Below are 22097 nucleotides of genomic sequence, written 5' to 3'. Positions count from 1 at the left end.
GTCAACTATTGGTTGGTCAGTTCGTATATATTTAAAACGATTGTTTGGTTATTTAGCTTATTCAGGTTGTTTGTTTATTTAGGGTAGTATAGTACAAGGATATAAATGCAGCTTTATTGATACAACTTTATCTATATCTATGTCACTTTATCAATAAAATAACTGAGTGTGCCTCAATCATTTGTAAATTAAGTTATTTAACAATTGGGTCATGATAGAATTGTAAGGCAACATATTTATGTATAAAACAATCAAACTATGTATGAAACTCTCAGATATTTTAAGTTTACCTGCTAACCTAATTCATTAAGGTAATGTCAGCCCAATGGTTAATATACTGCATAACATACCCATATTAGGGCGTGTCCTCATTTTGAAAATGGAGATAAAAATAAGATAAATCGAAGTCAGACAAGGAAAATAATAGGTAAATATCGAGATATTTACCCGTTATTTGACGTGGTATGACAAGATTTAGCTATTTTTAGCCCATTTAAATGCAATTGTACGAATTTAGGACACGCTCTAGGAAATTGCAACATTATTAAATATAAGTGAATAGCCATAAAATGGGTGCATCATAGCATAATAAATAAAGGCACAAAACAGACCATGAGCATAGAGCAATCCGTTAACACGTTACAAAGTAATTCATCATTTAGTGACCCCACCGTTGAGAGTCTGTTATCAGATAAGTCGGTTGATGCAGAATTGTCTTCACTCATTCATAAAGGAGAAGGGCTGCAGGTAGTGATTGGATTGGGCCAATCGGGATTAGCAACGGTTAAATATTTAACTAAGCGGGGCTTCAAAGTCGCCGTAACGGACGCTAGCGATAACCCAACGTTGGCTAAACAATTGCCGCAGAGTGTTGAGATTCGCTCTTTTGGTGCTATAGATGGCGAACTACTCCTAAGTGCCTCTCGTATTATTATCAGTCCAGGCGTGCCTTTAACCGTGCCAGCAGTTGCCGCAGCCAAACGAGCTGGTATCCCTGTTGTCAGTGATATTCAACTATTTAAAGCAGCTTGCCCAGCGCCTATTGTTGCCATTACCGGTTCAAATGCAAAAAGCACGGTAACGACTTTGGTGGGTTTAATGGCAAAAGATGCGGGTATTAATGTAGGCGTAGGCGGTAACATTGGCACGCCTGCGTTAAGCTTATTAGATGATGAGAGCCTTGCTAATAACATGGAACTTGCTGTCTTAGAACTGTCAAGTTTCCAGTTAGAAACGGTTACTGATCTTGGTGCAAGTGTGGCAACCGTACTTAATATGTCGCCTGATCATTTAGACCGTCATGGTGATATGCTCGGCTATCACCAAGCCAAACATCGTATTTTTCAGGGCGCAAAGTCCATCGTGATTAATCGTGAAGATGCACTAACACGGCCTTTAGTAGCTGACAATCTACCCCGAATTAGCATTGGTCAAAATGCACCTGACAGCGGCCAATATGGCCTAATTGACGAAGGTAATGGACGTTTATATTTAGCAAAGGGAACAGCAAAGCTCATTAATGCAGATGAATTAAAAATCAAAGGCAAGCATAATTTGTTAAATGCGCTGGCTGCGGTAGCGATTGGCGAGCTTGTTCACATTCCTTTAGACAGTATGCTACACACCCTTAAAAGCTTTGCAGGTTTAGAACATCGTTGCCAGTATGTTGCTAACATTAAAGGCGTTGATTACTTTAATGACTCAAAGGGGACGAATATTGGGTCTACAAGGGCCGCTATTACTGGGCTGGGATCAGGGTATAGTACACAGTCTGATGGTAAAACGAAACTGCTACTCATATTGGGCGGCCAAGGTAAAAATCAAAAGTTTGGCGAGCTTGCCCCACTGATTAATGACTATGTCAGCCAAGTTTTGTTAATTGGCCAAGACGCTAACCTTATTGCTGAGCATTTAAGGCAGGCCAACATTGATAATAGCGTTGAGATGCATTTTTGTGAAACATTGCCTAATGCAATAAATAAATCGCAAGAAATTATTGCGAGTAGCTTGTCGCAGGTTGCTGCTGTGTTATTATCCCCAGCTTGTGCTAGCTTTGATCAATATACGAGCTATACTAAGCGAGGCGAGCATTTTTGTCAGCTCGTTGAAGCAATGAAACCATAATCAATAGCTTAAAATAAGCGTCTGATTTTAATCAACGTCATCGTTGGATAGGATGCCTTATTAAATGAGACATCAAAAAGGACGCTTACGCTCAGCTTTTAAACTCCAAACTCAAACCAACGTGAATAAACCGTTTTAAGCACAGTAGATACCCTTATGGCTAAAGTTACCCCCACCGCACCTGCCTCTACAAAAAGTCCCGTTTCAAGGATGAACCCGACTCATAAAGATAAAAACACTGGTGTGTTTTCACTACCATCAGCTGGTGGGGTTTTACTGGCTAGTGTGGGTTGTTTATTAGTGCTTAGCTTAGTCATGGTAACGTCAGCATCTATTCCATTCGCTTTTAGTCAAGACATGGACGAGCTGTATTTTTTTCAGCACCAATTGGTTTATATTGGTATTGGGATTTTAGCGGGAATCATAACCTATTATTTTAAATTAAGCTGGTTTTACGTGTTGCTATTACAAGTCTTTGGTTTGTTGATAACGGTAGCGTTGTTAATCCTAACGCTGGTATTTGGTGATCCAATTAATGGGGCAAAACGTTGGATTGAAATAGGCTCATTTAACTTCCAAGTTGCTGAGTTAGTAAAGCTAGTTATGGTATTGTTTACAGCGGATTTTGTGGTACGCCGAGCCAATGAGGTTCGCCACAGTTGGGATGGTTTTTTACGAATATTTATTGTTGTTTCTCTTATTACTACTTTGCTATTGCTACAACCAGATTTCGGCTCGCTGGTCATTATTATCTGCACAATTTTGGCTATGTTTTATGTTGCTGGAGCGCCGCAAGGTCAATTTATGATACTCGGCTCAGTCGTTGCAGGGCTATCTGCGCTGGCGATTTGGTTTAAAGAATACCGCTTTGCGCGAGTGACTTCTTTTTTAGACCCTTTTAATGACATTCAAGGATCAGATTATCAGCTTGCACGCAGCCTGATAGCTTTTGGCCGTGGTCAGGTAACAGGTGTTGGCTATGGAGAAAGCGTACAAAAGCTGGCTCATCTACCTGAAGCACACACTGACTTTTTATTGGCTATTACAGGGGAAGAGCTGGGCTTTATTGGTGTGATTGCTGTATTGCTACTTGAAGCACTGATTATTGCTAGCACCATGCGTATTAGCTACTTAGCCTTAAAAAGGCGTCAAATGCGTTTGAGCTACACTGCATTTGGGTTTGGTATTATTTTTATTGGACAGAGCATTATCAATGCAGGTATGAATATGGGCATTATGCCAACTAAAGGGCTAACCATGCCGTTCTTTAGCTATGGAGGGTCATCAATGCTTGTTTGTTTAGTAATGGTGGGTTTATTGCTAAAAATACATAAGAAAAGCCCCTTAATTCCTGCTGCACAGTGCCGTCACTATTGAGTTAATTGCTATCCAGTGATTTACTATCGAGTCGCTACCCGTTCTGCTGTGAACCATTGGACACTAGGATAAAATAGCATCCGCATTGATTCGCTCAACACAGTCAGTTCGCTAGACTTTTCCCAGTGAGGTTTGGTTTTTAAGCGGATCGTTCTGCCACTGTGCCGTAGCCTGTTGGAGCATGTCTCTAGGTGCACCTATTTCAACTTTAGGTTGTTTGAGTAGGGTCAATGCTAATTGAATAAGCTGTTGGCATTTTTCAATACTACTGGTGTCAATTGGGCTGGCAAGATTTTGTTTAGATAGTTTTTGACCTTGTGAGTTTTCAACCAAGGGTAGGTGATACCATCGCTCCACCGCAGGCAAGTCTAAGTAGGACATCAGTGCAATCTGGGCAGTAGTTAAGGGTAAAATATCCAGCCCACGCATGACATGGGTCACACCTTGCAAGCCATCATCCACACTCACGGCTAAAAAATAATTAATAATACCATCAGCCCGCCGCAACACTACATCCCCCAAGGTTCGTTGTGGATTTACCCATTGCATCCCTTGAAGATGATCTAAAAATCCAATGCTGTGGTTGGGCAGTTGCACTCTAACCTTTGAGGATTCTAATGACGGCTTTAGGTCGGCTGTTACAGCTTTAGCATGAGTACTATGATGTGAATATTCATCGATTGACTTGGGTAAGCAAAATCTTGGGTAGATGTCATGACCTTGCAGTTGTTTACGAGAGCACGTGCAGCCATAAATGCGTTTGTCTAGCTGATTGCTGAGCATGTCATTGTATAACTCATTACGCTGAGACTGATAGACTACTTCCAAGTCCCAATGTAGACCGAGCTTCTCCAAGTCATAAAGAATGTTGTCGCTATATTGACGGGTGCAGCGTTGATAGTCGGTATCTTCTATGCGCAGCAGCCACCGCCCATTGAGCGATTTAATATGGCAGTAGCTAGCAATAGCAGTTGTTAGAGAGCCAAGATGAAGTTCTCCAGTCGGAGAAGGCGCAAAGCGACCCACTGCGGGCCTTGGGTTAGGCCCTGCAAAGGGTTGCTCTATAGGATGTTTTTGCATATGGCTATGACAAACAAGATAAGCGAGCAATAAAAATGCGGAAAAAACGTTACATCAAACTTAATTAAAGCTATAGTCAAAGAAGTCTAAAATGGTTACAAGGCAACCGAGTGCAAGTACTACTGGAGTAGGCTTAACGAGGTTAACGCCGTAACCGTTTAGTAGTTCGCTGACTATATGGTAGCATTAACCTGTGTAATTGCCCATATATAAGATTAGCACCCATATATAAGCAAATGCAATCGGTCAAATCGAATCAATATAGGATTGCGCAATTACCTAAACACATAGAACTGGCTAACAAACCATTTAATAAGCCAATAGCCATTAATAGGCCAATAGTTAGGTTGCAAACGTGACTATGCATGTCCCCAAGCTTGACGCTCTTTCATTTCTGACAGTGTTTTACAGTCAATACACTGTGTAGCTGTTGGGCGTGCTTCAAGGCGACGCAAGCCAATTTCGACTCCACAGGTTTGGCAAAAACCATAATCGCCGTTACTGATTTCAGCCAAAGATTTGTCAATTTTACGAATCAGTTTGCGCTCACGATCACGTGTTCTTAAAGCAAGTGCAAACTCCTCTTCTTGAGTCGCCCTATCATTTATATCTGATAGCGAGGTAGACTCATCTTGAATGTAGTTTTTGGTACGATTAGCATCACCTGCAAGCTGTTGTTTCCATGCTTTTAGCATAGTTTCAAAGTGCTTGAGCTGAGCATTAGACATATATTCTTCGTCTGGCTTGGCTTCGTAAGGCGTGAATACTAGATCGTTTGTAGTGGTTTGACTCATGACAACTTCCTATGCCTATAAGTAGGTGGCGCTAAAAATAATTGATTCTTATAACACCAATTTTTTGTAGATACAAGCATTTTTATCACTATTACACATGTTTAAACATGTTAAGTAACAGTTCTGGTAGGTCGTGATGAACATTAAAATCGCCACTGTAAATACTATGACCGAATGTTCAAACACGCGCTATGGTTATTTAATTAAATGTCGTCTTCATCATTCGCTTAGTGGTTTAGAGACGTATTTAGTGTTAGTTATTATTGATTTTTACTTATGCAGTCAACCGTCTAATCCAACTTTTTATTTTACCTTCTTGATCAAGCTGCAACCAGCGATAGCCAGGTTGAGCGTTAACATCTAAAGTAAAGTCATTACAATTGGGTTTGAATTGGTAGCAGGTTGATGGCGTGGCATACACCCATGTATTGCAATAATCTGTCTCATACTTTTGATGAACATGGCCTGTTATGACAGCTTTGATATTTGAATACATCGTAACAACTTGCCAAAAGTCATCAGCATCCTTGGTAATGTGCTGATTAATCCATGAGGATGTCATCGGAAGCACATGATGATGCATGGCAATTATGACAGGCGTATGAATTATCGCTAAGGTTTGTTGTAACCATTCAATGTTTTCTTTACCTAAGTAGCCATAAACATGCCCTGGTACACTTGAGTCTACTAAGAGTATGTGCCAATTGTTAGCTTTAATGATATGACGTGATAGCAAACGAGGGTCTCGAGTATGAGCCACGTATTCATGCTTTTTATACGCCAAGTGAGTATTTAATTCATCAGTAACGTCGTGATTACCTGCAATACATGCAAAAGGTATGCCGGTCTGCTCTAATTGGTCAAAAATACGGTCATAAATTTCAGACTTAACTTCATTGACTAAATCGCCAGTTAGTAAAATCAGGTCACAGCGAATGTTGTCGTTAAGCGCTTGATGTAAGCAGTTGTCAAAACTCTGCTGATTATTTATTCCAGCAGTTTTTTTATTTGTATCTAGGTATAAATGTAGGTCAGTCAGCTGTAATACGTTAACTGATTTATCATTATTAGGAATATGATGAGGGGGATAAATTGTGGTAGGAGAGGCTAGTTGGCTCATTTATTTCAACCTTTCTTATTGTAATTGTAACGTGAGGTCGCAAATAAGACCCTTTTGAATCGTTGTATAAAATCTGAATATGGTTTTGTTTTTTTATAAATGCATATTGATTAAGAGGCTAAGGGCTTAATAAACTACGCATTCACACGCGTCACAATAAATGAAAGAAAAAATACCACAGCCAGCCCTAAAACGATCGCTAGGCCGGTTTGAATATCTAATAAAACGCTTCCCCAAACCCCAGTGGTAACCGCAAGTTGGGCAAGTATGATCGATATAATAACCATTTGTTTGGGAGAGTGGGCGAATAATCTGGCAGTCAATGCCGGCAAAATTAATAGGCCACTAATTAGAAGACTCCCCACGGCTTGTAGAGCTAAAGCACAAAATCCCGCCAATATACTCATGAAAAATATGCGCTGATGAGTCGCATTAATCCCAGCAACTTGTGCAAGCTCAAGGTGAGTGGCTAACATGACTTGAGGCCGCCAAACATAGACCAAGCCGCCAATGCCAATCGTTACACAAAGAAAGAGTATAGATAAATCATCCCACCCAACCTCGAGCAAGTTGCCAAAAAGATACCCCAGCACATTCGCTTGCATTTGAGTCAATTGTGTCATAGTCAAAAGCCCTAAACATAGCATAAATACAGACACGACAGCGAGCACAGCATCACTAGGTAAACGGTCATCTTCAAGCCAAACTAAACCTGTTACCACCAAAACACTGACAAGGATAATACCAATAGTAAAAGGCAGTTGCCACAATGCAGCCAATGCAACGCCAAATAGGGTGGCGTGTGCTAAGGCATCGGCAAAAAAAGCCATTCTACGCCATAACACTAAGCAACCTAGCGGTGCTGATAATACTGCCAATAAGCTACCGGCAATCCACGCAGGTGCGATAATTTCTAGCCATTCAGCGAACATATTTAACAAATCCTACGATAAATCTTATAAAAAAAGAGATATTAAATCAGCTATCACAAGTTACCGTATGTTGGCAGTCGTGTGGCTTATGGATATAAGGTTGCGCATACTGGCGCCCAAATAGTAGTTTGAATTCTTCTGATACCTCAAGCTTGCTGGGTTGTCCTTCGCAGCAGATATGCTTATTTAAGCAGATTACCCGTCTACTACCACGCATTACCCAATGTAGATCATGGGATACTACTACCATTGCGCACTGCAAAAAGTCAGGCAAATCGTCAATGAATTCGTAAAGCCAACGTTCACTTTCAGGATCCAGCCCCTGCATTGGCTCGTCCAATATCAGAAGATTCGGTTTGCCAAGCAATGAGCGGGCAAGGAGAATACGCTGAGTCTCTCCACCAGACAGGTGTATAACCTGCTGTTTTAATAATGGCTGGATGGATAGACTATCATAGAGCAAAGCTTGTTGCGACTTAGTAAGCTTCATGTTTACTTGAGCCAATAAGTCCTCAACTCTAAGTGGCAATATAGCTGGCACCGAAAATTTTTGTGGAACATAGCCAATAGTTAGCTCTGGATGGCGCGTTAACTTACCTGTAGTTGGGGTAAGTAAACCTAGCATCAGCTTCATTAACGTTGACTTTCCAGCACCATTTGGTCCAATAACAGTCATTTTTTCATAAGGGTGGATGTCTAGACTGATATTGGTCAGTAGGTCTTTACTCTGCTGCAACGTTAAATGCATAGTACTATCACTATCAATCTTACTAGATGCTAAACCTATACTGCCTTTATTGGAGCGCGCGCTATTGAGCCAGTGCTTAGGTCGTAAGCGTTTAGCTTTAAAGTGTTGATTAATCGAAAACCCCACAGAATGTAGACTCATTATTGGGGTGGCTTGAGGATTTGAAGTGGATTCAGAGTTAAATAGTGTGTGACTATCATAGCTACTGGTCTCAGATCCTGCATCTTGTGGTGGATCTTGAAGTGAAATGACGGTCATTTTTAGGCCTCCAAAGACACTTTCGGATTGGGTAAGCAGCGCTGACAGATGCCTTTTAGTTCCATGACACTTTGCTCAACTCGGAATCCAATTTCCTGATTGACGTAACTTACTATATCACCGACAGGGAGGTTGCTACATTCTTGTACCCGTTGGCAGTTTTTACACATCAAAAACACTGCATTGTGTAGTTCTCTAGGATGGCAACAGGGTACAAAGGCATTTATTGACGTTAACTGATGTATAAAACCAAGGTTGAGCAAAAAATCGAGTGTCCTATAGATTGTAGGAGGCGCAACCAGTTTGGCTTTGTGGCCTTCTGCTTGTTCACGATTAGCCTGCAAGCTTTGAATAAGATCATAGGCGCCAATGGGTTTATCTGATTGTAAAATGAGTTTATAAACATTTTGCCTTAAGGGGGTAAATCGTGCTCCCTGTGCTTGACACAGTTGTTCGGCTTTATTTAGTCTATTTTCAATTGCGGGCTCGGTTAGCGCATGAACATCGTGTAAGTGAAATAAGTCATCATTATCTGAATGATCGCAAGATAAGTGAGTGCGACAAGCTGTACCACCTGAATGTTGGTGCTCATTTAGACTTAACTGTAATTCATTAGACATATTTAACCTCAGTGCACTATTCAAATCGTCTGTCATTAATATTATATGTAACACACTTTTATATCTGTAGGCAGATAAACATAAAATACAGCTATAAAGCTTGCTAAAAATAAAAAAAGTTATATTATAACATATCTTTACTATAAGTCATTTCAGCGCTCAGACTAGCATTCGTATATTGAGAAGGATGTATTTTCAATAATCTATCTTAAATCTTACTTACCACACAACTTATTAAGAGACCACGATGTTAATACTAACCTTTAAAAACAAAAAAAAATTTAAAAGCAGAAAGCAGTATACCAACTCTTCTCTAGCACTTATCAATTTGACCAAAAAAATCAAAATGGGTTTTTCTGTTTCTGTTCTAAGTTTAATAGTTAGCCTTCTACCATCAGTGGCTAGTGCAAACCCACATAAGGCCACTAGTTTAGCAGAAGTTCCCAGTTATATTAGCGCCAAAACAGAAGTCGCAGTGAGTAACTATCCGCTTTTTTTACTGAGTGAAGCGGTAACTAAAGGAGCACCATCAGCGAAACTGCTACTTGATGCAGGAGATATAGGCCATCATGGTAGCCTAAGTCCTGGCGATATGAAAACAGTGAGTGATAGTCGCTATGTGGTTTGGTTTGGTAAAGACTTAGAAACCAACTTGGTTAAGCCGTTTACCAAAAGTCCGAATACAATTGCCTTGTTTGATTTGAAAGGTTTCAAAAAGTTACCTTTTCGAAATATTCAAGGTCATCCAATCAAGGGGACACTAGATCCTCATATTTGGTTAGATCCAGACAATGCTAAAGCTATTACTCGAGCATTAGGTGCTATATATAGCCGAGCCAATCCAAAATACAAAGAGATATATGCCAAAAATGTGAGGACTTTTGCCATTAAGATGGATGCCGCTGTACAGCAAGTACATCAATCGTCTAATACCCCATCAAAAAAAGTACCTTATTGGGCGTATCATGATGCCTTTCAATATATCGAAGCAACCTTGAATCTAGATATGGTAGGCGCATTAACCGCTGATCATCACTTACCACCTAAGGCCAGTCAATTTCGTTGGTTAAAGAAAACGCGATCACAACAAAACATGTGTATTGTATTACAATCCGATAGTAATAAAGGGGTATTGAGTAAACTCAAGCCTATACGTAGCAGTATACAGCAAGAGGATATGAGTAATTCAGAGGATTTTATTACAGGATGGTTATCCATAGCGCTTGATATTAACAAATGTGTTCAAAACCATTAAACGGACAGTAAAATCGACTCAGTTATAGATAGCGAAGCATTTTATAAACAAGTGCGATAGATATGATATTGCCTAAAAGCACAAATAGACAACAATCATTGCTTATCTATGTCTTTTTATCTCTATAAATATAGCTGCTGCAATAGAGTGTTAGTGTAGTGGCCCTTAATTAAATGAATAAAATTGCAATATCGATAAGTTTTATCTTGCTTTAGTGATAAGCCGTGTCTATAATGGTCGGCGTTTTGTGTTGTAGAAATGTTATGTTACCTGACTCGAATTCGGCACCTAGCACACCCCTAAGGGCATCCGAAAGGAAGCAGCAGCAACGGCTGAATTTGCGAAAGCAAGCAAGATTCAGATCAATAGGGTTACTGTTTATTGTTTTTATAACATGGCTTCTTGATATATTTTATTTTAAAAGCGGACTGCAATACACAAAAAGCATTGTGATAGGAGCAACTTTAAACTGGTTATCACAAGCTATATTCGCATCGTTTATATTTAAATATTCAGGCGCCATCCAAACGAGGGGAGTAGTAAACCAACTCTATGTTGGTCAACTTGTAAAGTGGCTCATATTGATAATAGGGTTTAGTATTGTTTTTATGTCCCCTTATCGCATATCTGCTGGTGCAGTAATAAGTGGTTTTATAATGATGCAAATTTGTTATTTTATAAGTTTATGGTTGGTGCGCATAAAATATTAAAACATATGAGATGATTTGACACCTTAGTTACAGTTAATGGTATTATATCCAATATTAAATAAACAGAAATTAGCATAATCAAAACGTTTTAAACTTATATCTTTTATATACATAGCAAAAAAAGTGAAGGTTTTCTTTACACTTTTATAAAGCTGCATTAAGATATGCATTCATTCTAAGTTCCAGATATTTTTAGCAAAAAGTATTAATTGATAGGTTGCGAAGATTTGAAAACCTAAAAGTTTAATGTAAAACTTTAATAAACTACACCTTTGTATTTTTTGCTAAAAATTTATGGTTAACTCAATACTTATAAGAAGCTAAGATTATGGCAGCTGAAATAACCTCATCTGATTATATTGCTCACCATTTAACAAATTGGACGTATGGGTACTTACCCGGCGAAGGATGGACAGTAGCACATACTGCTGCAGAAGCTAAGGCAATGGGCTTTTATGCCATCCACTTAGACTCAATGTTATGGTCTATAGGACTAGGTATTTTATTTTGTACCGTTTTTTGGTTAGTTGCTAAAAAGGCCACGTCAAATGTACCTGGAAGATTGCAGTCAGCTGTAGAGTTAATTGTAGAATTTGTTGACACTAATGTGCGTGATTCCTATAGCGGAAACTCGAAGCTGATAGCACCCTTAGCGTTGACTATATTTGTATGGATATTCCTAATGAATTTGATGGATTTAATTCCCATCGACTACATACCGGTATTGGCGCAGAAGATAGGTGCAGCAATGGGGCATGACCCACATCATGTGTACATGAAAATTGTACCCAGTACTGATCCAAACGTTACGCTAGGAATGTCATTCTCAGTATTTGCATTAATTATATACTATAGTATTAAAGAGAAAGGGATTGGTGGATTTATGGGCGAGTTGACCTTGCATCCATTTAGTGCCAAGAACCCAATTGCAAAAATAATTTTAATCCCAATCAATTTCATCCTCGAATTTGTTACGCTTATTGCTAAACCAATCTCACTTGGTTTGCGTTTGTTTGGTAACATGTATGCTGGTGAATTGATATTTGTGTTGATTGCCTTAATGCCATTTTGGATTCAGTGGGCACTATCAGTACCGTGGGCGATATTTCACATTTTAGTTATTACCCTTCAGGCGTTCGTATTTATGATGCTTACGATAGTTTATCTATCATTGGCGTCACAAACCGAACATTAATTACAGTTTTTCACAGGTAAATGAGGATACATCAATGGATCCAGTATTAGGTGGTTACACAGTTATCGCAGTTGCATTATTAATCGGTCTAGGGGCTCTAGGCACTGGTATTGGTTTTGCTATCTTAGGCGGTAAATTTCTTGAAGGCGTAGCACGTCAACCAGAGCTTGGTTCACAACTTCAAACTCGTATGTTCATTGTGGCCGGTCTTCTTGATGCGGTTCCAATGATTGGTGTTGGTATTGCGATGTTATTATTATTCGCCAACCCTCTAGCTTAATTTAAACATCAGTGACCCCTGTTGGCCATTCTTAGAGAGTTAAACTTTAATATAAAGACTAGCTTGAATGGTCAATTATACTGATTTTTATAAATAATGAGGTGATCGTGTGAATATCAATCTAACCATTATCGGTCAGTCCATTGCGTTTGCAATTTTTGTTATATTTTGCATGAAATTCGTATGGCCTTTGTTGATAGGTGCTATTAATGAACGTCAGAAAAAAATCTCTGAAGGTCTTAATGCAGCTGAAAAAGCGAAAGCTGATTTAGCAAGCGCTGAGCAGTCAGTCGAGCAAGAACTTGCTTCTGCAAAAGTTAAAGCTGCTGCCTTAATTGATCAGGCAAATAAAAGCGCTAACCAACTCATCGAAGAAGCAAAACTTCAAGCTCAAATTGAAGGTGAACGTATCCGCCAGCAAGCACGTGAATCAATTGATCTTGAGATTAATCAAGCTCGTGAAAGTCTACGTGTACAAGTTTCAGAACTTGCTGTATTAGGTGCTGAGCAAATTTTGCAAGAAAAAATTGATGAACAAAAACATGCTGATATGTTAAATCAATTAGCTGCTAAGCTGTAATCATAATTTTCTACTCAATAAGACAGTTGAATCAGCGACCTTAATTTTAAGATTAGTGATGTTAGGCTAATTTACCACGGTTACATAAGTGTGTATCAAGGCCAAATCTAATTAAGGATGATGATAAGGTCTGTGTAAGATAAATATCGATTATTTCAAATGTTTATTTTATAACGATCCTATTTATAGTCATCCTAGTTTTGAACTATCTTCGTTTAAGTAATGTATACACAGAGTATGTGCTAAGAGGACATAATGGCTGAATTATCTACACTAGCGAGACCCTACGCCAAGGCAGCATTTGATTATGCTAATGAGAACTCAGCTATTGGGGAGTGGGAAGGCTTTTTAGTGGTCGCAAGTAGCGTGGTTAGTGATTCTGCCTTTGAGAAAATGCTTGAAAATCCCGCTATTTCTGCTCAAAGTAAAGTGGATGCTCTGATTAGTATCTATGACGAACAGGTAGCGACTACTGAAGCAACTCCTTTCAAGGCTATGCTATCTAATGCTAAACGAGAAAATAGTTTAACAGAGGTGCTTCCAGTAGCGTCGATATCTATTAAGAACTTCGTTCAGCAGCTTGCTGAACATGAACGTCTAGGCTTACTGCCACAGATTCACGAGCAGTTTAGTTTGTATCGTTCGAATGCTCTTAAGCAAGTTAATGCTTATATCACATCTGCATATCCATTGACTGATTCACAAAAAGTATCCCTTCAAAAGCAACTTGAAGAGTCATTAAATGCTGACGTGATTTTACATGAAGATGTAGACCCATCGCTAATAGCAGGTGCCACAATTAAAATTGGCGACAAACTAGTTGACGATTCAATACGTGGCAAATTAAAACAGTTAAAAACACAGCTAACGGCTTAACCCCTAATTTGCAATAGTAGCAGATTATGAAACTTATCTAATACGATACATTTTGTAATGTGTATTGTTTTTAGATAGACTCACTTAAATACATAGTTTACACATAACAACGCATTTTTTTCACTATATTTTTTTCACTATAATAATGGTAATCATAAACCTGTATAGTAAATTAAGCTAAGAAACTGGCGAGTAAGCAGGCAATCACAAATTAAAGGAAACAAGGCAATGCAACAATTGAATCCAGCAGAAATCAGTCAGCTGATTAAGCAGCGTATTCAAGACCTTGATACAGGTGCAACCTCTAAAAACGAAGGCACCATTGTCAAAGTATCTGATGGTATTGTTCAGATTCATGGTCTTGAAGATGCAATGTACGGTGAGATGATTGAGTTTGAAGGTGATGTCTATGGTATGGCATTGAACCTTGAGCAAGACTCCGTCGGTGCGGTTGTTTTGGGTGATTTTCTAAGCCTTCAAGAGGGTCAAAAAGCTTACTGTACTGGTCGTATTTTAGAAGTTCCAGTAGGTCCTGAACTATTGGGACGTGTCGTAGATGCGTTAGGTAATCCAATCGATGGTAAAGGCCCAATCAATGCAAAGTTAACTGATAAAGTAGAAAAAATTGCCCCTGGGGTAATTGCCCGCCAATCGGTTGACCAACCTGTAATGACAGGTTATAAAGCTGTCGATACTATGATTCCAATTGGGCGTGGTCAACGTGAACTTATCATTGGCGACCGCCAGACAGGTAAAACAGCTCTGGCAATTGATTCGATTATTGCTCAGAAAGCTTCTGGTATTAAATGTGTGTATGTCGCAATCGGTCAAAAACGTTCTACAATTGCAAACGTAGTGCGTAAGCTTGAGGAATCAGGTGCTTTAGAATATACGACCGTTGTTGTCGCTTCTGCTTCTGAACCAGCTGCTCTACAGTATATAGCCCCATATTCCGGTTGTACAATGGGTGAATATTTTCGTGACCGTGGTGAAGATGCCCTAATTGTTTATGATGATTTATCTAAACAAGCTGTTGCTTATCGCCAAATTTCATTACTATTGCGTCGTCCACCAGGACGTGAAGCTTATCCAGGCGATGTGTTCTATCTTCATTCACGTTTATTAGAACGCGCCTCTCGAGTGAATGCAGACTATGTTGAAGAGTTTACTAAAGGTGAAGTGAAAGGCAAAACAGGGTCTTTAACTGCATTACCAATTATTGAAACTCAAGCAGGTGACGTTTCTGCTTTCGTACCTACTAACGTAATTTCTATTACTGATGGGCAGATTTTCTTAGAATCTAGCTTATTCAACTCAGGCATACGACCTGCTGTTAATGCTGGTATTTCAGTATCACGTGTGGGCGGTGCTGCGCAAACTAAAATTATTAAAAAGCTATCTGGTGGTATCCGTACTGCTCTAGCTCAGTATCGTGAATTAGCAGCTTTTGCTCAGTTTGCCTCAGATCTTGATGATGCGACTAAAGCTCAACTTGATCATGGTGAGCGTGTAACCGAGCTTATGAAACAAAAGCAGTATCAACCAATGTCAGTGGCTGAACAAGCGGCGGTTATATATGCTTCAAATGAAGGTTTCCTAGCGGATATTCCAGTTGAAAGAATCGGTGCATGGGAAGATGCTTATTTACGCTATATGCATGATGAGCAAGCTGAGTTGATGAATGAAATTAATACAACTGCAAATTACAATGATGAAATCGCAGATCGTTTGAAAGCTTCAGTTGAGACATTTTTACAGAATCATACATATTAAATGGGCATGTGATTAGTTAAGCACTGATCACATATGCAATGATATGTATAATAAATAATCCTCATTTAAACCCCGCCGAATTGGAATGGATATGGCAAGTTTAAAAGAAATTCGCGCTAAAGTTACCAGCATTAAAAGTACGCAGAAAATCACGCGTGCGATGCAGATGGTTGCTGCCAGTAAAATGCGCCGTGCTCAAGAACGTATGGAAGTTGGCCGTCCTTATGCTGAAAATATGCGCCGTGTTGTATCGCATTTGGTTAAAGCATCTTCAGAATACAAGCATCCCTATATGACTGATCGGGCAGTGAACCGTGTCGGTTATATTTTAGTTACCTCAGATCGAGGTCTTGCGGGTGGGCTTAATATTAACCTTTTTAAAAAGTTAATGTACCATTTAAAAGACTACCAAAACCAGTCTGTAGACGCAGAATTTGCAGTAGTCGGTTCAAAGGGTGTGAGCTTTTTTAAAACTTTTGGTGGCAAAGTAACTTCTGCAGTAACTGATTATGGAGATAATCCAACTTTTGAACAATTGAACTCTCCAGTACAAGCGATGCTTGATGACTATTCTAAGGGTCATTTAGATCGTATTTATATTGTTTACAACAAGTTTGTAAATGCTATGACGCAACAGCCTACTGTAAATCAGCTTGTGCCATTACCTGATGAAGCTATTGATACAAAATCAGGTGTTCAAACTGAGATAAATTGGGATTATATTTACGAGCCAGATGCCAAAACTCTTGTTGATGGTCTTCTTGGAAGGTATATTGAATCAATCGTTTATCAAGCCGTGATGGAAAATATTGCCTCTGAACAGTCAGCACGTATGGTAGCGATGAAAGCTGCCACTGATAATGCTGGCGAACTCATCGACGATTTACAGTTAGTTTATAACAAGCTGCGTCAGGCGGCAATTACCCGAGAAATTTCGGAGATTGTTGGCGGTGCTGCTGCTGTTTCCTAATTGACCCACTTATTTTAGAAGCCCATATTTTAGAAGTTCAAGGAGAACGCCATGAGTAGCGGTCGTATAGTACAGATTATTGGCGCAGTTATTGACGTCGAGTTTAACCGCACTGACGTGCCACAAATTTATGAAGCATTACTTGTAGACGGTACTGATACAACATTAGAGGTTCAGCAACAGCTGGGTGATGGTGTTGTACGTACCATCGCAATGGGATCTACCGAAGGTCTTAAACGCGGGCTACCAGTGTCTAGCACGGGTGCCCCGATTACTGTTCCTGTCGGTGAAGCAACACTAGGCCGAATTATGGATGTACTTGGTCGTCCAATCGATGAGCAAGGCCCTGTGAATTCAGAAGATCATTGGTCTATTCATCGTCAAGCGCCTTCATATGATGAACAGGCCAATAGTACTGATCTTTTAGAGACTGGTATTAAAGTCATTGACTTGCTTTGTCCGTTTGCTAAAGGGGGTAAAGTAGGGTTGTTCGGTGGTGCCGGCGTTGGTAAAACCGTCAATATGATGGAATTAATCAATAATATTGCACTTAAGCATTCAGGTTTGTCAGTGTTTGCGGGTGTGGGTGAACGTACTCGTGAAGGTAATGACTTTTATCACGAGATGCAGGAAGCTGGCGTTGTCGATGTTGAAAACTTTACTAACTCTAAAGTTGCTATGGTATATGGTCAGATGAATGAACCACCAGGTAACCGTTTACGTGTTGCTTTAACTGGCTTAACTATGGCGGAATATTTCCGAGATCAAAAAGACGAAAATGGTAAAGGTAAAGACGTACTATTATTCGTTGATAACATCTACCGTTATACATTAGCAGGTACTGAGGTATCAGCACTGTTAGGGCGTATGCCATCTGCGGTAGGTTATCAGCCTACATTGGCCGAAGAGATGGGAGTTTTGCAAGAACGTATTACATCCACTCAGACGGGTTCTATTACGTCTATTCAAGCTGTATATGTACCCGCGGATGATTTAACCGACCCATCACCAGCGACAACATTTGCTCACTTAGATGCAACCGTTGTATTGAGTCGTGATATCGCTTCACAAGGTATTTACCCTGCGATTGATCCACTAGATTCTACGTCACGTCAGCTTGATCCTCTAGTGATCGGTGAAGAGCACTATTCAGTAGCACGTGGTGTCCAGGAAGTTTTACAGCGTTATAAAGAGCTTAAAGATATCATCGCTATTCTAGGTATGGATGAGCTATCTGAAGAAGATAAGATGGTGGTATACCGAGCTCGTAAAATTCAGCGCTTCTTATCACAACCTTTCCACGTTGCTGAAGTATTCACTGGTGCACCAGGTAAGTACGTAACTTTACAGGATACTATTTCTAGCTTCCGAGATATTCTGGATGGGAAATATGATGATTTACCAGAACAAGCATTTTACATGGCTGGTAGTATAGAAGAAGTTGTCGCTAAAGCGGAAAAAATGAAGTCGGCTGCTTGATTATCAATTATAGTAGCTATTTAAAACGTATAAGCTTGATTGATTTGAGTCTTCATTGGCAAGATTATACCTATTTTAGATTTTGTTGAATTTTTAAGTGATACTTCTATTATTACGATAATGAGTTTATAACGGAGAGTCGCATGGCAACCTTACAGTGCCGAGTTGTTAGTGCTCGTGAAGAGATATATGCTGGCGAAATTAGTATGTTAATTGCGACAGGTAGTGAGGGTGAAGTAGGTATTTTGGCTGGTCATACGCCACTTATAACCCTTCTGAAACCAGGTTCGATGCGCATTCAAACTGCTGATGGAAATGAAGAAGTAATTTATGTATCAGGTGGCGTTCTTGAGGTTCAACCTAAGCTAGTAACGGTGCTTGCAGATACAGCTGAGCGAGCTCACGATTTAGATGAGTCCAAAATTATGGCTGCTCGTAAAGAAGCAGAGCAGCAACTTGCGAATCAAACAGACAGCGTTCAAACGAGCGCTGCTTTGGCATCTCTTGCAGAGTCCGTTGCTCAGTTGCAGACATTAAGAAAGTACCGCAACCGTGCATAGAGTTTTGTAAATCTTATATAACTTTTAGTATGTAATATACAAATAATTAGACAGCCTATATTAGGCTGTTTTTTTATGTGTTAATATTACTTGATAATAAAAATCTGCTTATACATGAACTATGTTTATAATATAATTTATAAGCAAACTGTATTATTTCAGAAAGTTGAAAATAAGTTTGATGAAATTATGTTTTTCTGGTTTAGGTCTTCTATCCTATTTAGTAGTTCTGAAGACAGTGTACCTATTTGACTATTGTTACTTTATAAAAATATTTGAGGAAGTTTAAATGTCTAATGTCGAAGAAGAGTTAAGCCCAAGAATACTTATTGTAGAAGATGATGAACGCCTTGCTATGCTAACCCAAGACTATTTAATAAAAAACGGTCTTGACGTGGCTATTGAAACAGATGGTAATCGTGCGATACGTCGAATCGTCAATGAGCAGCCGGATTTGGTTGTTTTGGATGTGATGCTACCTGGTAGTGATGGATTAACAGTATGCCGAGAAGTTAGACCTCATTATCATAACCCAATACTCATGCTAACCGCACGTACTGAAGATATGGATCAAGTACTTGGTTTAGAAATGGGTGCAGATGATTATGTCGCTAAGCCCGCCCAACCTAGAGTTTTGTTAGCACGTATTCGGGCTTTATTACGTCGATCTGATAGTGCCCCTTCTGAGGAAGTACCGCAGCGCTTGGAGTTTGGTGAGCTTGTTATTGATAATGGAGGTCGTTCTGTTACGCTCAATGAGGAGCTAGTCGACTTTACTAGTGCAGAATATGATTTATTATGGTTACTGGCTTCTAATGCAGGTCGAATTTTGTCGAGAGAAGATATATTTGAGCGTTTACGTGGTATTGAATATGATGGTCAAGATCGTTCTATTGATGTCCGGATCTCTCGTATTCGTCCTAAAATCGGCGACGACCCAGAAAATCCTAAACGTATTAAAACCGTACGCAGTAAGGGGTATCTATTTGTAAAAGAAGGTAATTAGTCGTTTTAGTTCAACGATTAGCGTCTCTTTATCAAATTGTTTATCTCAAGTAAAAGCCAGTATCGCACTGGCTTTTGTCTTATCAATAATGAGTGTTTTAGCTAAATTTTACTGTATGGGTTGGTATTTGAGCTTCTAATTAATAATATCAGTAATAGAAGTAATAATCGCGGATAGAGTAGAAGGATAATAATTGTTAGAATCTTTAAGCAGTGTTTATGCGATTCTTTGAATTTCGTGCCAAAGCTGAGCAGGATATATAGGCTTAATCTATAACTTAAGGTAAACTAGTATTAAATTATTTTGGTTAGTCAACTCATGCCATTTTTATCGTCATTAAAACATAGTATCTTTTTAAGGATATATGCTGGACTGCTACTCGTCTGTCTTTTTGTTGCTTTATTTGCACAACTATTAGTAGATACCATTAATAAAGAGCGTATCCAAGCTTATCGTGAAAATATGGCAAGCGGCGCCCTATATTTAGTAAGCTCAGGTTTGGAGCAACAGCCTTCAGATATACAACGCCAGTATTGGTTGAATGATGTGAGCCGCTTGTTTGGTAATAGTTTTAGTATCCAACCATCAAAGAGTATCGACTTTACAGCCAGTGAGTTAAAAAGACTCGAAAGTAAAAAGACGGTTGTACGTTATGTTAGCCAGCCAACGCCATACGCTGATATATTTCATCCCATTGAAAACGAGGACAATATTGTTACCGTTCGCATGACAAAGGTAACTGAGCAACAAGTGCGTGCAATGGCAGTGTTACTGCTTAACGATCTGTCTTACTTTGAAACTGTTGAAGCAAAAAAACAACGCTTGGCGCAAATTTCTGAGAAATTTGCTTTTCCATTAAGCCTTGAAAAAACCACAGACATGGATCTTGATGATGATCAAATGCGTCGTCTGTTGCGAGATGAAGTGGTTATACTGTTTCGTGACAGTGCCAGCACAGAGAATTCAGCCATCAAAATTATTGCCCCCTCTAAGATTGAAAATATGGTTGTTTTGATAGGCCCTGTTAGTCTTTTTAAATGGTTTCCGTTTAATTTGATAATCAGCGTGGTACTCATCAGTATGTTTTTGATAAGCTTGGGTGTTTACGCACTAATTTTTCCATTAGAGCGTAAATTGCAACTTATTCAGTCAGGTGTGAATGAAGTAGGCGATGGTAATCTGGATACGCGTGTGCAAGTCGTGGGTCAGGATGAAATTGCTCAGTTAGCGGCTACTTTTAATGCCATGACCGCCCACATTAAACGTTTGATTGAGTCGCAGCGTGAGCTAACACGAGCGGTGTCGCATGAGTTACGTACACCAGTTGCTCGTATTAGGTTTGCTGTAGATATGTTGGCTGATACAGAAGACGCTGATTCACGACAAATGCAGAAAGACTATATTGATGAAGATATTGAGTCATTAAATGGACTTATTGATGAAATTTTAACCTATGCTAAATTAGAAGAAGGTTCTCCTAAGCTTGATCTTGAGTCAGTTAATCTACGCGATTTAGTAGAGCAAATTGTTCGAGAAACCAATGCGCTTGGTAAACCGGTTAATGTCGTAGGGTTACCCCCTCCACCAAAAGTTACAGCATTCGCTGATAAACGTTATTTACACCGGGTAGTGCAAAATTTAGCTGGCAATGCATTACGTTATGCGGATTCAAAAATTCTTATTAGTGCAGGTGTAAATAAGGGTGAAGCATTTGTATGTGTCGAAGATGATGGTCAAGGTATTGCAGAAGAAGATAGAGACAAAGTTTTTGTACCTTTTGCAAGGTTAGATGATAGCAGAACTAGAGCATCTGGAGGATATGGTTTAGGACTATCTATTGTTTCACGTATTGCGTTTTGGTTTAATGGGGAAATGAGTGTAGATGAAAGTCCAAGCTTAGGTGGCGCAAGATTTATTATGCGTTGGCCAATCCGCCCCTTAGCAAATACAATCTCTGCAGATCCCTTGACTCAAGAAAAAGGTATGCGTAAGCTGATTGATGATGTGTCTTAAAAAAGTTTAAGCTATATGATCTATACCTTTAACCAGTTTAGCCTTAGCTTAACATAGGGGTTTTTGGTATAGCATAGCCAATTTGTCTTAGCTTTTAAACTCTCACTCTATCTTAGAATGGAAAAAAAATGCCATATTTATTTTTGGGTTTAGTAATAATAAACATTATAGTGTTAGGGTACTTTACCTTTTTGTATGAGCCTAAACCAACCTCAAGCGTTTTAGAGGCAGAAGAAAATCTCATTGCCCCTATCGACTTTGAGAACACGTCCTCTAGTGTACCTCCCCTAATAGGCACTAAAGACTAATTCTACAGGTGCGCTATTTATTTAATTATAATTAGTTTT

21 protein-coding genes are annotated in these 22097 nt (G+C 39.3%); 15 read left to right on the top strand and 6 right to left on the bottom strand.

The features are described from left to right. The first annotated feature begins 612 nt into the window (after window positions 1–612). Window positions 613–2124 carry a UDP-N-acetylmuramoyl-L-alanine--D-glutamate ligase gene (gene murD / locus AC2SLL_RS04920; RefSeq protein WP_486530560.1) on the top strand — a complete coding sequence of 504 codons (1512 nt, stop codon included), beginning with the start codon at window positions 613–615 and terminating at the stop codon, window positions 2122–2124. A 210-nt stretch (window positions 2125–2334) separates the two neighbouring features. Next, window positions 2335–3501 (top strand): putative lipid II flippase FtsW, encoded by a 1167-nt coding sequence (gene ftsW / locus AC2SLL_RS04915; protein WP_486530618.1) that lies wholly within the window; start codon window positions 2335–2337, stop codon window positions 3499–3501. 111 nt (window positions 3502–3612) lie between these two features. On the opposite strand, the gene gluQRS is transcribed toward ftsW, so the two are convergent. The 6 genes from gluQRS to AC2SLL_RS04885 all read right to left on the bottom strand — a co-directional run bounded on the left by gluQRS (window position 3613) and on the right by AC2SLL_RS04885 (window position 9053). After that, on the bottom strand, window positions 3613–4581 hold the full coding sequence (gene gluQRS, locus AC2SLL_RS04910) for a tRNA glutamyl-Q(34) synthetase GluQRS (RefSeq protein WP_486530559.1): 969 nt from the start codon (window positions 4579–4581) through the stop codon (window positions 3613–3615). 359 nt (window positions 4582–4940) lie between these two features. Continuing rightward, on the bottom strand, window positions 4941–5375 hold the full coding sequence (gene dksA, locus AC2SLL_RS04905) for an RNA polymerase-binding protein DksA (RefSeq protein WP_486530558.1): 435 nt from the start codon (window positions 5373–5375) through the stop codon (window positions 4941–4943). Window positions 5376–5649: 274 nt separating this feature from the next. Further along, a complete protein-coding gene (locus AC2SLL_RS04900) occupies window positions 5650–6495 on the bottom strand; it encodes a metallophosphoesterase (RefSeq protein ID WP_486530557.1) in 846 nt (281 codons plus the stop codon). 134 nt (window positions 6496–6629) lie between these two features. Further along, complete coding sequence (locus AC2SLL_RS04895; protein WP_486530556.1) at window positions 6630–7427, bottom strand: metal ABC transporter permease; 798 nt, start codon at window positions 7425–7427, stop codon at window positions 6630–6632. Between the two features lie 46 nt (window positions 7428–7473). After that, entirely contained in the window at window positions 7474–8175 is a 702-nt protein-coding gene (locus AC2SLL_RS04890; RefSeq protein ID WP_486530617.1) for a metal ABC transporter ATP-binding protein, read from the bottom strand. 260 nt (window positions 8176–8435) lie between these two features. After that, complete coding sequence (locus tag AC2SLL_RS04885; protein ID WP_486530555.1) at window positions 8436–9053, bottom strand: transcriptional repressor; 618 nt, start codon at window positions 9051–9053, stop codon at window positions 8436–8438. 247 nt (window positions 9054–9300) lie between these two features. Between AC2SLL_RS04885 and AC2SLL_RS04880 the strand changes: the two genes are divergently transcribed. The 13 genes from AC2SLL_RS04880 (at window position 9301) to AC2SLL_RS04820 (ending at window position 22058) form a co-directional block, all read left to right on the top strand. Further along, window positions 9301–10308 carry a metal ABC transporter solute-binding protein, Zn/Mn family gene (locus AC2SLL_RS04880; RefSeq protein ID WP_486530554.1) on the top strand — a complete coding sequence of 336 codons (1008 nt, stop codon included), beginning with the start codon at window positions 9301–9303 and terminating at the stop codon, window positions 10306–10308. A 233-nt stretch (window positions 10309–10541) separates the two neighbouring features. Further along, the gene (locus AC2SLL_RS04875; RefSeq protein WP_486530616.1) at window positions 10542–11018 is read left to right on the top strand and encodes an ATP synthase subunit I; all 477 of its coding nucleotides are present in this window, start codon (window positions 10542–10544) and stop codon (window positions 11016–11018) included. Window positions 11019–11346: 328 nt separating this feature from the next. Further along, window positions 11347–12213, top strand: coding sequence for a F0F1 ATP synthase subunit A (gene atpB, locus AC2SLL_RS04870; protein ID WP_486530553.1), 867 nt, complete (start codon window positions 11347–11349; stop codon window positions 12211–12213). A gap of 34 nt (window positions 12214–12247) precedes the next feature. Further along, on the top strand, window positions 12248–12493 hold the full coding sequence (gene atpE / locus AC2SLL_RS04865) for a F0F1 ATP synthase subunit C (protein ID WP_096065249.1): 246 nt from the start codon (window positions 12248–12250) through the stop codon (window positions 12491–12493). A gap of 109 nt (window positions 12494–12602) precedes the next feature. Next, window positions 12603–13073, top strand: coding sequence for a F0F1 ATP synthase subunit B (locus AC2SLL_RS04860; protein WP_486530552.1), 471 nt, complete (start codon window positions 12603–12605; stop codon window positions 13071–13073). Window positions 13074–13328: 255 nt separating this feature from the next. Beyond that, window positions 13329–13949, top strand: coding sequence for a F0F1 ATP synthase subunit delta (locus AC2SLL_RS04855; RefSeq protein ID WP_486530551.1), 621 nt, complete (start codon window positions 13329–13331; stop codon window positions 13947–13949). 228 nt (window positions 13950–14177) lie between these two features. Next, the gene (atpA, locus tag AC2SLL_RS04850) at window positions 14178–15722 is read left to right on the top strand and encodes a F0F1 ATP synthase subunit alpha (protein WP_486530550.1); all 1545 of its coding nucleotides are present in this window, start codon (window positions 14178–14180) and stop codon (window positions 15720–15722) included. A 91-nt stretch (window positions 15723–15813) separates the two neighbouring features. Continuing rightward, window positions 15814–16692, top strand: a complete 879-nt coding sequence (atpG, locus tag AC2SLL_RS04845) for a F0F1 ATP synthase subunit gamma (protein WP_486530549.1) — start codon at window positions 15814–15816, stop codon at window positions 16690–16692. A 51-nt stretch (window positions 16693–16743) separates the two neighbouring features. Further along, entirely contained in the window at window positions 16744–18171 is a 1428-nt protein-coding gene (gene atpD, locus AC2SLL_RS04840; protein ID WP_486530548.1) for a F0F1 ATP synthase subunit beta, read from the top strand. Between the two features lie 143 nt (window positions 18172–18314). Beyond that, the gene (locus AC2SLL_RS04835; protein WP_486530547.1) at window positions 18315–18731 is read left to right on the top strand and encodes a F0F1 ATP synthase subunit epsilon; all 417 of its coding nucleotides are present in this window, start codon (window positions 18315–18317) and stop codon (window positions 18729–18731) included. A 289-nt stretch (window positions 18732–19020) separates the two neighbouring features. Next, window positions 19021–19737: a response regulator gene (locus AC2SLL_RS04830; RefSeq protein WP_486530546.1), complete on the top strand. Its 717-nt coding sequence runs from the start codon at window positions 19021–19023 to the stop codon at window positions 19735–19737. A gap of 318 nt (window positions 19738–20055) precedes the next feature. After that, window positions 20056–21750 carry an ATP-binding protein gene (locus AC2SLL_RS04825; RefSeq protein ID WP_486530545.1) on the top strand — a complete coding sequence of 565 codons (1695 nt, stop codon included), beginning with the start codon at window positions 20056–20058 and terminating at the stop codon, window positions 21748–21750. 128 nt (window positions 21751–21878) lie between these two features. Then, complete coding sequence (locus tag AC2SLL_RS04820; RefSeq protein WP_486530544.1) at window positions 21879–22058, top strand: hypothetical protein; 180 nt, start codon at window positions 21879–21881, stop codon at window positions 22056–22058. The last annotated feature ends 39 nt before the right edge of the window (window positions 22059–22097 follow it).

It is taken from the genome of Psychrobacter sp. CX97 (genome assembly GCF_057396285.1).
This window is presented reverse-complemented; position numbering and strand designations above follow the sequence as displayed.

Bases quoted from the DNA above. Each gene is read 5' to 3' on its own strand.
- murD (WP_486530560.1), top strand. From the start codon at position 613: ATGAGCATAGAGCAATCCGTTAACACGTTACAAAGTAATTCATCATTT.
- ftsW (WP_486530618.1), top strand. From the start codon at position 2,335: ATGAACCCGACTCATAAAGATAAAAACACTGGTGTGTTTTCACTACCA.
- gluQRS (WP_486530559.1), bottom strand. From the start codon at position 4,581: ATGCAAAAACATCCTATAGAGCAACCCTTTGCAGGGCCTAACCCAAGG.
- dksA (WP_486530558.1), bottom strand. From the start codon at position 5,375: ATGAGTCAAACCACTACAAACGATCTAGTATTCACGCCTTACGAAGCC.
- AC2SLL_RS04900 (WP_486530557.1), bottom strand. From the start codon at position 6,495: ATGAGCCAACTAGCCTCTCCTACCACAATTTATCCCCCTCATCATATT.
- AC2SLL_RS04895 (WP_486530556.1), bottom strand. From the start codon at position 7,427: ATGTTCGCTGAATGGCTAGAAATTATCGCACCTGCGTGGATTGCCGGT.
- AC2SLL_RS04890 (WP_486530617.1), bottom strand. From the start codon at position 8,175: ATGCATTTAACGTTGCAGCAGAGTAAAGACCTACTGACCAATATCAGT.
- AC2SLL_RS04885 (WP_486530555.1), bottom strand. From the start codon at position 9,053: ATGTCTAATGAATTACAGTTAAGTCTAAATGAGCACCAACATTCAGGT.
- AC2SLL_RS04880 (WP_486530554.1), top strand. From the start codon at position 9,301: ATGTTAATACTAACCTTTAAAAACAAAAAAAAATTTAAAAGCAGAAAG.
- AC2SLL_RS04875 (WP_486530616.1), top strand. From the start codon at position 10,542: ATGGTCGGCGTTTTGTGTTGTAGAAATGTTATGTTACCTGACTCGAAT.
- atpB (WP_486530553.1), top strand. From the start codon at position 11,347: ATGGCAGCTGAAATAACCTCATCTGATTATATTGCTCACCATTTAACA.
- atpE (WP_096065249.1), top strand. From the start codon at position 12,248: ATGGATCCAGTATTAGGTGGTTACACAGTTATCGCAGTTGCATTATTA.
- AC2SLL_RS04855 (WP_486530551.1), top strand. From the start codon at position 13,329: ATGGCTGAATTATCTACACTAGCGAGACCCTACGCCAAGGCAGCATTT.
- atpA (WP_486530550.1), top strand. From the start codon at position 14,178: ATGCAACAATTGAATCCAGCAGAAATCAGTCAGCTGATTAAGCAGCGT.
- atpG (WP_486530549.1), top strand. From the start codon at position 15,814: ATGGCAAGTTTAAAAGAAATTCGCGCTAAAGTTACCAGCATTAAAAGT.
- atpD (WP_486530548.1), top strand. From the start codon at position 16,744: ATGAGTAGCGGTCGTATAGTACAGATTATTGGCGCAGTTATTGACGTC.
- AC2SLL_RS04835 (WP_486530547.1), top strand. From the start codon at position 18,315: ATGGCAACCTTACAGTGCCGAGTTGTTAGTGCTCGTGAAGAGATATAT.
- AC2SLL_RS04830 (WP_486530546.1), top strand. From the start codon at position 19,021: ATGTCTAATGTCGAAGAAGAGTTAAGCCCAAGAATACTTATTGTAGAA.
- AC2SLL_RS04825 (WP_486530545.1), top strand. From the start codon at position 20,056: ATGCCATTTTTATCGTCATTAAAACATAGTATCTTTTTAAGGATATAT.
- AC2SLL_RS04820 (WP_486530544.1), top strand. From the start codon at position 21,879: ATGCCATATTTATTTTTGGGTTTAGTAATAATAAACATTATAGTGTTA.